This window comes from Halalkalibacterium halodurans (assembly GCF_005671335.1).
Lineage (GTDB): Bacteria > Bacillota > Bacilli > Bacillales > Bacillaceae_D > Halalkalibacterium > Halalkalibacterium halodurans.
This window is the reverse complement of sequence record NZ_CP040441.1, coordinates 675,059-688,575: the sequence shown is the minus strand read 5'-3', so window position 1 is coordinate 688,575 and position 13,517 is coordinate 675,059. Positions and strand designations below refer to the sequence as shown.

Sequence of the window (13,517 nt, the reverse complement as noted above, 5' to 3'; positions counted from 1 at the left end):
ATCAATACACATCACGCTGATAACGTTTTTGCTTCTTCATTTCTGCTAAATACGCTTCTGCTTCCTCACGGCTCTTGCCGCCTTCTTTTTCAATAATTTCAAGCAGGGCCTCCTGAACATCTTTTGCCATGTTTGTCTTATCACCACAAACGTAGAATACCGCCCCTTCTTCAAGCCACTTATACAGCTCTTTGCTATGCTCGAGCATGCGATGCTGTACATACACTTTTTCTTCAGTGTCACGAGAGAAGGCGACATCCATTCTTGTCAACACTCCGTCTTTTAACCACTTTTGCCACTCTGTCTGATAAAGGAAGTCGGTAACGAAATGCTGGTCACCAAAGAACATCCATGACTTTCCTGTAGCTCCCGCTTCTTCTCGTTCCTGCATAAAGGATCGGAATGGTGCCACACCCGTACCTGGTCCGACCATGATAATTGGTGTTTCTGGACTTTCTGGTAGCTTAAAGTTCTTGTTCGGCTGTATGAACATCGGCACCGTATCGCCAGGCTGAAGGCGTTCTGCACATAAGATCGAGCAGACCCCTTTTCGATCTCTGCCGTGAGCATGATAGCGAACCGCCCCAATTGTCAAATGCACTTCCTCTGGATTCGCTGCAATGCTGCTGGCAATTGAATAGAGGCGCGGTGGCATTTTCCGAAGAATGGAAACAAACTCCTGCGGAGATGCATTGATCGGGCCGAAGTCTCGGACGAAATCAACCAAGTCGCGTCCATCAATATACGCTTTTAATTGCTGGGCATTTTCTGAAGCCGTAAGAGCGCGTAGCTTTTCATTATCCAAAAGCTCAGCTGCCTGTTGAATTAACTTTTTCGTTAACACCGTAATTTCAAAGTAGGAAGTTAGCGCTTCTTTAAGTGGCAACCTTTCTCCTTGCTTGTCTACTGCGACGACTTCGTTTGCATCCCACTTCAGTTCATTAAGTAACAGATCGACAAGTTCAGGGTCATTTTCAGGGAAGATGCCGAGCGCGTCACCTGGTTCATACGTTAAACCTGAGCCTTCAAGGGACAATTCAAGGTGTCGTGTTTCCTTGTTTGATCCCCGCCCATTTAAATTAATGTTTTCCAATACTTCTGCTCGGAACGGATTTTTTCTTGAATACACCGTCTCCACTGCTTTGGCTTCAGGAGCTGCCGGCTGAGCAGGCACAGTCTGACCCTGACCTTCACTTAGACTGGCGATAACACCTTCAAGCCATTTCGCAGCTGGTTCTTCAAAATCAAGGTCACATTCAACACACGGTTGAAGTCTAGTAGCCCCAAGAGCTTCAAGGCGCTGATCGAAATCTTTTCCCGTTTTACAGAAAAACTCATAGGAGGTGTCGCCAAGAGCCAACACAGAATAACGGAGATCCTCAAGCTTCGGAGCCCGTCTCCCATGGAGGAATTCATGGAATGATAGCGCGTTATCTGGCGGATCGCCTTCGCCATGTGTGCTAACGACGATAAGCAGATTTTTTAATTTTTTCAATTGGTTCGGTTTAAAGTCGCTCATCGATGAGACGGTTACTTGAAAACCTTGTTCTTTGAGCGTCTTTCCCGCATTTTCGGCAAGTCCCTGGGCATTTCCTGTTTGTGAGCCAAAAAGAATGGTCACTTCCTTAGATACAGGCTGGGCTGTATTTGCCGCCGGAGCCGCTGCTGGTACCGCTTCTAGCACTGTTGCAGTATCGGCAGATTGAATAGCTGTCAAATAACCGCTTAGCCAAGCCTTTTGAGACGCATTCAAGGTTGGTAAAAGGCGGTTGAGGAGTTCTACCTGCTCCTCGTTAAAAGGACTGTTCATTACCTGAAGTTGCAACGATATCCACCTCACAAATGACAAAATCTTTTTTAAATTTAATAATTCCATCGTACTACATTATTCCGATAAGTCAAATTGGTTTTATCACTTTCTATTTTTTACATTCAATAGGAACTCACTTGAAGAAACCCACTCTTGAAGTAAAATTGCTCCTTGCGTTCGATAGTAATATTTTTTATACAGCCCCTGTTGACAACGGTAATGAAATTACAATTTGCTACTTCCTATTTTAATCGACGTCACTTAATTATTCACTTACTTTGATTGAAAACAAAAAGCCGGACCCGCCTAAACGAATCCAGCTTAAATAAGAACACCTACTCTGAAAGGAAGATGAAATAGGCTAAGAACACAAAGAACAGTGCATACATAATCGGATGAACTTCTTTCCCGCGTCCCTTGACAATCATCGTGATCGGATAGAATAGAAAGCCAAATGCAATCCCTGTTGCAATGCTGTACGTAAGCGGCATGGCAACCACCGTTAAAAATGACGGGATCGCAATTTCGAGTTTAGTCCAATCAATAAACCGTAAAGAAGAAGCCATCAAAATTCCGACAACAATAAGAGCCGCTGCCGTAACTTGTTCCGTAACTACGGACAACAATGGTGAAAAGAACATGGCAAGGACGAACAATCCAGCTGTGACAATGGAAGCGAATCCTGTACGTCCTCCGGCGGCAACACCTGCGGATGATTCAATGTAGGCCGTTGTTGTTGACGTTCCTAAGATTGCTCCAATGGAAGTTGCGCTTGAGTCCGCAAGCAATGCTTTACCTGCCCGAGGGAGCTTATTATCTTTAATAAAGCCCGCTTGGTTGGCAACTCCATAAAGAGTACCCGCTGTGTCGAAAAAGTCAACGAACAAGAATGTTAACACGACGATCAAAAATTGAACGGAGAACACATCAGTCATCTGAATGTTGAAGGCTTGTCCGAACGTTGGTGCTAAACTCGGCGGAGTACTGACAATTCCCCCACCTGTATACGTAATGATCCCAGAAATCAGCCCAACAATCGCCGTAAGGATCATTCCGTAAAAAATACCACCTTGAATGCCTCTTACCATGAAAAGAACCGTTACAATTAAACCGAAGCAAGCCAACAGCGTCGGGCCGTTGAGAATATGCCCTAAAGATACCGCGGTCGCTTCATCGCTAACGACAATGCCTGCATTTTTTAATCCAATAAACGCAATAAACAATCCGATACCTGCGGCAGCAGCATTTTTCAATTCTGCCGGAATGGCGTTAATGATCACTTCACGAATTTTAAAGACTGTAATAAGAATAAAAATAATTCCCGAAACAAAAACACCGAACAAGGCAAGTTGCCAGTCAATTCCCATTCCAATGACAACAGAATACGCAAAAAATGCATTTAATCCCATTCCAGGAGCTAACGCAATCGGGTATTTAGCAAGGATCCCCATTATGAGGGTTCCAATAGCTGCAGCTAGCGCAGTCGCCATGAACACCGCTTGGACATCCATGCCAGCGTCACCTAAAATAAGTGGGTTCACAAACAGGATGTAGGCCATTGATAAAAACGTCGTCAAACCGGCAATTGATTCACGGCCATAGGTCGTGCCATGCTCTTTGAATCCAAAGTAGCGATCCATCGATAGTTCCTCTCCTTCTATTCGTCACCATTTCGAAAACGAGCAAGAACTTCATAAAAAAAGCCCCAGATAGAAAGCTACCTGAAGCTCGACCACAAATAAAGAGTAAAAAACCCATTATTTTCGTAGTCAAGCTATTTACGGTAGCTTGGTAGAAACTCGCAGGCCCTATTCCTGCCATTATACGAAATGATGTTTTCGATTTATTTTTCAAAAATAGTGTAGCAAACCCACTAGCGTCCGTCAATACAAAAGACGAACATTAAGTTAAAAACAACGAATAATATTCGTCTTACTCCCACTCAATCGTCGCTGGCGGCTTCGATGTAATATCGTAGACGACACGATTAACATGCTTCACCTCATTGACGATACGCGTAGAGATAATCTCGAGGACATCCCACGGAATGCGCGCCCAATCGGACGTCATCCCATCGATCGATGTAACCGCACGGATACCAACTGTATAATCATATGTCCGTGCATCGCCCATAACCCCAACGCTCCTCATGTTCGGCAAGGCGGTGAAGTATTGCCAAATTTCGCGATCCAACCCTGCTTTTTTAATTTCTTCACGTAGGATCGCATCTGATTCCCGAACAATCTCAAGTTTCTCTTCTGTGATTTCTCCAAGAACACGAATGCCTAAGCCTGGTCCTGGGAATGGTTGTCGCCAAACGACCTCATCTGGAATCCCTAGTTCTGTACCTAACTTTCTTACTTCGTCTTTGAATAATGTATTTAACGGCTCAATTAATTCAAAGCGCATATCCTCAGGAAGTCCACCGACATTGTGATGGGATTTGATCGTTTGCGCCGTGGCAGTCCCACTTTCAATAATATCGGTGTATAATGTTCCTTGCGCTAAAAAGTCCATATCTTTTAACTTGCTTGCTTCCTCTTCAAACACGTAGATGAATTCGTTACCAATGATTTTTCGTTTCTGCTCAGGATCAGAGACACCTTCTAATTTTGATAGGAAACGGTCTTTTGCATCGATTTTGATTACGTTCATATTGAACCCTTCGCTGAACGTCTTCATGACACTATCCGCTTCACCTTTACGCAGTAAACCATGATCGATAAACATACAAGTGAGCTGATCGCCAATCGCTTTGTGAATCAAGACCGCAACGACCGATGAATCGACTCCACCAGAAAGGGCACATAATACTTGTTTGTCCCCGACTTGCTCGCGAATTTTCTCCATTTCCAATTCAATGAAGTTTTCCATTGACCAATTTCCTTCGCAACCACAAACAGCGAAGGCGAAGTTTTTCAGCATGTCGTCGCCAAATTGTGAATGGCGGACTTCAGGGTGGAATTGAACACCGTAATAGTTGCGTGCTTCATCACTCATAGCTGCCACCGGACAAGACGGGTTTTGCGCATCGACAACAAAGCCTTCTGGTGGTGCTACAATCAAGTCACCATGGCTCATCCATACCGTTTGTTCTACAGGCAACCCTTGGAACAGTTTCGATTGATTTTCTACTGTGATCGTCGCCTTTCCGTACTCTCGATGCTCAGCCGCGTCAACCTTACCTCCGAAATGCTGTGTCATTAGCTGCATTCCGTAGCAAATCCCTAAAATAGGTACTCCTAAATCAAAGATCGCCGGATCGCATTTAGGCGCCCCTTCTGCATAAGCACTATTTGGCCCTCCTGAAAAAATGATCCCCTTTGGCTTCATCTCTTTCAATTGTTCTGCAGTGATTGTGTTAGGGTGAAGCTCACTGTATACACCTAAATCACGAATTCGTCTCGTAATTAATTGATTATACTGTCCACCAAAATCGAGAACCACAATCATTTCTTCTGATAATTGTTCCATCATTCATATCACCCTTTACCAAGAATAAAAACACATCGTTCACAAAGCGAATAACAAAAGAGCTAGAATCCCCCTCCATCTATAAAAAGGCAGAATTCTAGCCATCATCCTACGCAAGGACAAACGTTCCGTACGAAGATATCGAGCCATTCCACCTTCATAGTCAGATCATTTACGGTGATCTGGTAGAAACTCCTGGACCTTATCTCCAAGTATATACGAAAGGGATGATATCTACATGTAAAACACGGAAACATTTTATCAGTCGAGGACAAAAGGTTCAAGAGCTAATTTTTCTCATTAGCTGCAACCAATCCCCTTTTACGTGCTCCCAGCAGTTTGCCGGCACATCCGAACTGTAGAGCAATCGCTCATATTCAAACGTTAATGTCGTCATCGTCTCCGTAGACCACTCTTGATCAATACGTACGGCGTACTCTCGAAGTGTTTCTCCTTGCTTCTTCCCTAGCCCTATATAGTTTAAATACCAGAGGAGCCGTTTATACGCATGGACAAACGCATCCTCCTTTCTGGTAACTCGGAAATAGCCAATCAAAGCCAAACCGACAAGCTTTTTGTTACCTGCAAATAAAGCCATACACAAGATCAGCAACGGAAGCGCAAGCCACCAAAGAGGGAACGGTAAACCTCCCGCTCCATTTTCAGGAGAAATTGCTACCTCTTCTGTACTAGCCTCCTCCAACTCAGCGAAGGCATCCTCTACTTCTTGTTCTTCGTTCTCTACAGTCTCTAACGGCTCCTCTCGATCAGTTTGTTCAATTTCAGTATTCTGCTGATTATCCACAGGACTTTCCGTAAAATCAAATTCGTTCGTAAATCCGCGTGTCGGTTCAAATGGAACCCAGCCTACCTCAGGAAAATAAACTTCCACCCAAGAATGGGCATTTGAGTTACGAATTTCATATACGTTTTGTTCATTCGTTGAGTCCACTAGCGTTCCTGCTGTGAAACCCTTTGCCCAGCGCGCTGGAATCCCTACCGATCGAAGCAAAACAACCATCGATGTAGAGAAGTTATCACAGTAGCCAGCCTGGGTTTCAAAGAGGAACTGATCTACGTAATCTTGCCCATCCTCCGGGATCGGTACATCTGTTGTTTCATATCGAAAACCGGACCTCTGAAAGTAATTTTCGATCGCCTTTGCTTGATCATAGCGGTTCTCGTATTCAGAGACAATTCCTTCGGCTAACTCATAAACCCGCTGCGGCACCGAATCGGGGAGCTGCAAATAGTAATCTTGAATGTTTTGTGGATCGACTTCTGAGCTTTGCTGAAGCTGATCGATATAATACGTTGGATAATAATAGTCAATTTCATACCTAGTAAGAACGGTTGGACTTGATCCAGAATACGTCGTAGCCTTTTCCGTATACGCGTCGACTACAATGCCTGCCGTCTCCGAGCTGTCGAGCTGTCCTGGATAGAACAGATGCTCATAACGAGCTTGTCCATCTTCAAATTGAACCTCTGCCCTTCGCTGCTCAACAGAAACGAGATTTTCGGTGGCAGTCCTTAACGGAGCTTGCGGTTGCACTTGCTCCGGTGTGGTTGTCTCCCAGCCACGCCCCGTATAAAAGTCCTTTGTCTCACCACGCCAGTATTGAGCTTCGGGAGCGGTGACGTAAAACACGGTCGTTTCATCATCGATAAATCCGCCACCTAGCTGACCATCCGAATCCCCATAGCCGATCCGTTGAACCACCTCGACAGAGTCAGAGTACGGATCAAGTCCCACTGCTGCACGCATAAACGGCATTGGATCGTCCCATTGGGGATCGAGCTTAGGGAAAGCAAAGCCTAATATGCTAGAGATCCCTATGACGGCTACTAACATCAAACCTAACCGCAAGGGCAAATACCTCGAGCCGACACGAACCCCTTCCCGCTCCATTTTCCTATAAATGGTGACAAGTCCGAGAAGTACGAAGCCGACAACAAATGTACGTACAATCGCCATCGAGGCATCATAAGCCGTAAATGTATCAAGAACCGTAATGTAAATAATCGTAAGCACTAAAAAGAAAAGTGCTCTTCGCATGTACACGATCCAATAAAAAAGCAAGTAACTCATAATCGACAACAAGACGAAAAATAGAAAGCTCCTGAACATATCGGTTAACGCGTAGAAATTGCCACCAACGATAAATCCTAAATTAACCCCCATCTCTGCCACAAACAGAAGAAGCCAGTCCAATGCAAAAAAGGGGCTCTCATAAAAGATCAAATAAATGCCGTAGATCGAGAAGCCGAGTTTCACTACCATCGATACAGCTAAAGGAAGCTGGAGAAAAGTGATTAAGAAAAAAAGGCTAGTGAAAATCACAAACACACGAATATATCCTGTATCAGTAATCGAAGGCAGGGGGAGCAACCATTCCATTAATAATAAAAAGCCTAGACCATACAGAAAAAAATCTCTCCCTAGGTTCATCGTTTTTTTCTCAACCATTTTAAACCCCCCCCTTCTTCTTACGGTTCAAACGTGTGAATCTGGATCCGGTGCTGCTTTAATTGCTCAGCAAACTCTTGGTTCTTGCGATGTTTACCAACAAGACAGATTTGCACATTCACATGCTGCATTTGCAACGTACGGGCGGCCTCGACTATCGCCTCGCTCAACTCTGTGCAAACATAGAAGACCGTTGCTCCTCTCCAAGAAAGATAGACAGGATCCTTTGCCTTAGGTCCCTCCTCCGTCGGTTGAAGCTTTGCGAGCAACGTTAACGGAAGTGTGAGCATGTGGGTGTCAATCGTCACCGTCTGCCACCCTTTTCTGCGAACCGCCACTTCTAGCGAAGGCCGTTGTTGCAAAACTTTATACATTAGAGAAGCTGCCAATTCAACCGCGGTTTCAAAGCTTGTGGGAGAGAGTGTCTCTAAATAAGCATCAAAGGCAACAACAATCCCTTCCCCATCATATGATTCAAACTCTTTGGTCACAAACTTCAACGCCCGTGCTGACTGCTTCCAATCAATCGTTGATAACCGGTCACCTGGTACATAATCACGAACACCAGCAAGGGATCGTTCCTCTTCCTGTTTGCGATTCGCCCTTTTCCCCTGTGAAAAGGTTCGGTTTTGAATCGGTGGTAACTCTTTCACATGATGAACGTTCGGATAGATTAAGACACTTGATTCAACAGGCACGGTCGTCTCTTTTTCAATCAATCCAAACAAGTCTCCGAACACTAGGTGCACATTCTCAAATCGGTGCTCCCCTCTGCGAATATTAGAAATGACATACTGATAGGACCACTCTCGTTGCAATCCAAAGAAAAACAGTGCCCCTGTGCCTTCCGTTCGTCCGATCGATAAGGGGACTAAATCTTTTACGCGAATATAAAAAAACGGCCGCCAGGAACGTCTGCGAAGATAAATCGTGACTGTCAGTTCCCCTCCGGCTTGTGCCGTTTTCTGACTTAACGATCGCTCTACGTCAAATCCTTGAAAGGAAAAAAGAAACACGATCAGGGTGAGCACGGTCACGGTCACAACGCTATAAAAGAGAAACCAGCTAACAAAGCCACCTTGAAACATGGCATAGGTAAAGGAGGCGACGAGCAAACCGACGAGTAAGAAAACCTTGAAAGTATGGTGTAACACTCCAAACAGCTTGCTTTTTTTCATCTACGTCAATAGTTCCTTTCGTATGACTGGCACTTTCGCCTGTTGCAGTACATCGTGTATGATCTCTTCATGATCAGTCCCTGACATTTTCGCCTCTGCTGTTAAAATTAAGCGGTGACTAAGAGCAAATGGTGCTAGTGTTTTGATGTCATCTGGAATCACATAGTCACGCCCTTGGATCATCGCATAAGCTTGAGCCGCCTTCATCATTGCAATCGACCCTCTCGGACTTACGCCTAATTCAACCTTCTGGTGCTTTCTCGTCAAATTGACAATCTCAACGATATAGGCCTTCACATTATCTTCAACGAAAACATCCTTAATCTCTTCCTGGAGTTGGATAACCTCCTCTGTTTCCATCACTGGAGATAGCTCCTGGATTGGATGCTGTTTCTCTAACCGCTTTAAGACATCCAGCTCTTCGTCCGGCTTAGGGTATCCTAGTTGCAGACGAAACAAAAACCGATCGAGCTGCGCTTCAGGCAATGGATAAGTCCCCGCGTATTCTACTGGATTTTGTGTCGCCATAACAAAGAAAGGCTTTGACAAGACAAGAGATTTCCCTTCAATCGTCACACTACCTTCCTCTAACGCCTCCAGTAATGCTGACTGGGTTTTCGGGGAGGTCCGATTGATTTCATCCGCTAAAACGACATTGGCCATAATGGGACCGGGACGAAATTCAAATTGCTGCGTTTTTTGATTATAAATCGAAACTCCTGTGACATCAGATGGGAGAAGATCTGGGGTAAATTGAATTCGCTTAAAATCGGCACCAAGTGATCGAGCAATCGCCTTCACCAGCATTGTCTTCCCTACACCAGGTACATCTTCTAAGAGCACATGACCGCTAGCAAATAATGCGACAAGGCTCAGCTCGATTTCCTGACGTTTCCCGACGACCACTCGTTCCACATTCTCTATGACTCTCGCGATGCGTTGCATCGTTTCATTCATTCTACGTTCCTCCATTTCTCGAACACACGTCTCTCTCCATCATACCATTTCCTTACTATCACAACGTTACATTTCCTTTACCAATTTTAAGAGAGGTTACTAGATGGTTCAACTCATATACATATGATAAGACGGTGATAATGATACTCAAAAAGAGTGCACAATAATCTAGTAGTAGGGTTCCCATACGTAAAACCATTTAACCTGCGCAACATAAAAAAGCGCCCCTATAATGTATGAAAAAACCCGAATATCGGATTCTACTAAAGAACCTCAGATATTCGGGCAACACCATAGAAAGCGCTTTCAATTTTATTTTTTATTTTTGTTTTTTGAATTGGTTGTCTGAGCTGCTATCCCAGTCACCTGGTTCCCGTTTTTAATAATCGTATAGTTGACTGTTTCACCACTCCAAAAATGGAAGGTTAACCGAACTTCACCATCCCGCACCTCACGAAAAAACGCCTCGGTCAGTTTCATCTCATTTGTATCATAAGAAGGAGAGAAGGCATAGCCAAACTCCTTAAAGGAGGTCCAGTCTTGCGGGCCAGCATTTCCGCCATCCACATAGACAGCCTCCATTGTTGCTAAGCTATTCCCATTAAAGGAAGCAGGAATGCTGAAGTTGCTCACGTGGCCTTGCGTGCTTTGCAATACAGGCGTACGATACGTATTCACCCGAAAATGCCAATCTGCCCCACGATTAAATTCGGCCGTTACCATGCCATTTGAACCTAACGTACCTGAGCCAGCGATTGCCGATAGGACATGGGCCTTCACTGTAAGTCTTTCTCCATTTAACTCATAGTCCTGCCCCGGCGTTAGTCGTTGTCCATTGGCTCCCAGAGCGAGCGATACTTGACCATTACACCATTGTAGTTGTGCTCCATTTCATAAATCCATAACCATGAATCATGGTGTAAATTAATCATGACATACAAATCTTCTTCCAGCGCCCATTGAACCACTTGGTCCACTCGATTTAAAAACTGAGGATCAATAGGATAATCAGGTGCCCCTCCGATACGATTTTCCCACGTCACCGGAATCCGAATGCTTTTATACCCTTCATCCGCAATCCGTTCAATTAATTCTCGTGTCACACGTGGATTTCTCCATGCTGTTTCATCTTGTCCGACGGCATCAAACGTATTCCCAAGATTCCAACCCGGCTGCATGTCTCTTACATAGGACTGAATATCGAGAGTTTTCACATCCTCATGAGCAGAACTAACGGCAGGAGCTACGAACGAAACGACCAAAACAACGGCCAACCATGCCATGGATTTCATCCACTTCATCAGATTCCATCACCCCCAAATAAAGTACCCGAAACCAACGGCCAACTGTTAACAAAATCGTAAATAAACCTCAACCTCCTTTTAAATGAAAATTTAGAATTATCAAAACTCCACATCAATCTATCACAATCGTTCCATAAGAAAAAAGATCATTATTTGACAAAAAATCATGTCAGAATGTTTAACAAATGAAACTTAAAAAAAGCGAAGCACGCGCTTAATGCAGAGCAAAACTAAAGGGGGGACTGATCTAGAGCACTCTCGGTTGTTTTTAACCTCGGAAAAGAAAAAAGGCCACCCCTTTTTGGAGTAGCCCTTTCAATTTTTTATGTTTAAACTGTACTTGCCTTCGGATCCAATGGTGTTTGTTTATTAACCGTTCTTTGTAAAATAAAGGCAATAGCCACGATTCCGAGGGCGACAAAGTCATACACCCAGCTTGAATGAATAAGACAAACAGCAGCGACAATGAGGAGCAAACGAACAACAGTTAATGCAGCTTTACCTGCAAACCAACCTTGAACCGCTGCCGCAAGCAAGTAGACGCCGACAGAAGCGGTAATCGTCGCAAGGGCAATGCTCATGATTTCGCCTTCCATCATGATCGCCGGACTGTAAATGAACATAAACGGTACGATAAACGCTGCCAATCCTAGCTTGAATGCATCGACCCCGGTTTTGAATGGATCCGTTCCTGCTACACCAGCCGCCGCATAGGCTGCGAGCGCTACCGGTGGCGTAATGGCTGACATGACCGCATAGTAGAAAACAAACATATGGGCGTGTAATGGCTCAATGCCAATCTGAATCAAACCTGGTGCAACAACGGCAGCTGCAACGGCATAAGCGGCTGTCGTCGGCATACCCATCCCAAGAATGATGGAGATCCCCATGGCAAATAGAAGGGCCAACAGTTTGTTTGCATCCGCAATCCCTAAAAGCATGGAGCTAAATCGCAAGCCGACCCCTGTAAGGGCAATGACCCCAACGATAATCCCTGCACACGCACATACCGCTAAGAGCTGAATGACATTTTTCATTCCTAGCTCTAATGCACCGAGCACTTTCTTTAGCCCCATCCGAGTCGTTGGGTGGATCCAGCTCACGATTAAGCAGGCGAGAATCGAAACTGTACCTGAGCGGATTATCGAATAGCCCATAAGCAAGGAAGCAATAAGCAAGACGACTGGAATAAACAAATAGGATTGCTTTAAAATTCCTTTGAGAGGTGGAAGCTCTTTACGAGACAACCCCTTCATTCCGTTTTTAATCGCTTGAAAATCAACCATGAAGTAAACAGACAAGAAATAGAGGAATGCAGGGATGGCTGCTGCGATAATGATTTCCGAGTAACGGATTCCGGTAATTTCCGCCATAATAAAGGCACCGGCTCCCATGATCGGAATCATAATTTGTCCCCCAGCAGAAGCGGTCGCTTCCGTCGCCGCAGCAAACTGCCCTTTATAGCCGACACGTCTCATTAACGGAATCGTCAACGACCCAGTCGCTACTGCATTTCCGGCAGATGTCCCGTTCATCATGCCCATCAATCCACTTGAAATAACGGACACTTTTGCCGGTCCCCCTCTCATCCCACCAGCCAATGAGAATGAAAAGTCAATGAAAAATCGGCCGACACCGGACATTTGTAAAAAGGCCCCGAAAACAATGAACAATAAAATGTATTTCGACGAAACGTCAACGGTTACGCCGAATACTCCATCCAAGCTATAAATATACGTAACAAATCGATCAAATGAATACCCACCGTGATTCAAAAATCCTGGTAGCCACGGTCCGAGAAAGGCGTAAGCAATAAATACCCCTGATAAAATTGGCAACGTCCAGCCACTTGTTCTCCGTGTCAACTCAAGAATGATGAGAAGTCCTAAAACGGCAACGATTGTATCCATCGGTTGTGGCATAACCCCAACACGGAACAACAAGGCCGAGACATTTTGATAAATATAAAAGGTGACAAACAACGTTGCAGCGATCAGCAACCAATCGACGACATGAACGCGATTTGAATCTGTTTTCCATCCTCTAAACAATAGAAATCCAAGAACGGCTCCTAACGCGATATGAACGCTGCGAAAAATCCACGGCTCAATCGGATGAAAGTTTAAAATATATAAATGAAAGAGTGCTCCCCCAACCGCAATGACAGTGAACAGAATTCCGACCCAACCTGTTAACGAACGAGCGTTGGATGGGCCTTCAACAGCTTCTTCCAATTCTTTTGCCTTGTCTTCACTTACAACGGAGTTCACTTTTTGCTCATCAGCCATGGGAATCCCTCCTATCCTTTCGTAGTTGATACTGCT

General features: G+C 44.7%; 7 protein-coding genes, 1 pseudogene and 2 riboswitches. All 8 genes and pseudogenes read right to left on the bottom strand.

Annotation, left to right across the window (positions count from 1 at the left end; genetic code table 11):
* Position 1 precedes the first annotated feature (1 nt).
* The 8 genes and pseudogenes from FED51_RS03405 to FED51_RS03370 all read right to left on the bottom strand — a co-directional run bounded on the left by FED51_RS03405 (position 2) and on the right by FED51_RS03370 (position 13,481).
* Positions 2–1,825, bottom strand: coding sequence for an assimilatory sulfite reductase (NADPH) flavoprotein subunit (locus tag FED51_RS03405; RefSeq protein WP_053432242.1), 1,824 nt, complete (start codon positions 1,823–1,825; stop codon positions 2–4).
* Positions 1,826–2,145: 320 nt separating this feature from the next.
* Positions 2,146–3,450 carry an NCS2 family permease gene (locus FED51_RS03400; RefSeq protein WP_053432243.1) on the bottom strand — a complete coding sequence of 435 codons (1,305 nt, stop codon included), beginning with the start codon at positions 3,448–3,450 and terminating at the stop codon, positions 2,146–2,148.
* 106 nt (positions 3,451–3,556) lie between these two features.
* Positions 3,557–3,658, bottom strand: a riboswitch (purine riboswitch).
* Positions 3,659–3,742: 84 nt separating this feature from the next.
* Positions 3,743–5,284: a glutamine-hydrolyzing GMP synthase gene (gene guaA / locus FED51_RS03395; protein WP_053432244.1), complete on the bottom strand. Its 1,542-nt coding sequence runs from the start codon at positions 5,282–5,284 to the stop codon at positions 3,743–3,745.
* Between the two features lie 140 nt (positions 5,285–5,424).
* A riboswitch (purine riboswitch) is annotated at positions 5,425–5,526 on the bottom strand.
* Between the two features lie 38 nt (positions 5,527–5,564).
* Positions 5,565–7,754 carry a transglutaminase TgpA family protein gene (locus FED51_RS03390; protein WP_053432245.1) on the bottom strand — a complete coding sequence of 730 codons (2,190 nt, stop codon included), beginning with the start codon at positions 7,752–7,754 and terminating at the stop codon, positions 5,565–5,567.
* Between the two features lie 20 nt (positions 7,755–7,774).
* Positions 7,775–8,932, bottom strand: coding sequence for a DUF58 domain-containing protein (locus tag FED51_RS03385; RefSeq protein ID WP_053432246.1), 1,158 nt, complete (start codon positions 8,930–8,932; stop codon positions 7,775–7,777).
* Entirely contained in the window at positions 8,933–9,889 is a 957-nt protein-coding gene (locus tag FED51_RS03380; protein ID WP_053432247.1) for an AAA family ATPase, read from the bottom strand.
* 312 nt (positions 9,890–10,201) lie between these two features.
* Positions 10,202–11,190 (bottom strand): annotated as a pseudogene (locus FED51_RS21735) (cellulase family glycosylhydrolase).
* Between the two features lie 332 nt (positions 11,191–11,522).
* A complete protein-coding gene (locus FED51_RS03370) occupies positions 11,523–13,481 on the bottom strand; it encodes a TRAP transporter permease (protein ID WP_053432250.1) in 1,959 nt (652 codons plus the stop codon).
* Positions 13,482–13,517: the final 36 nt, after the last annotated feature.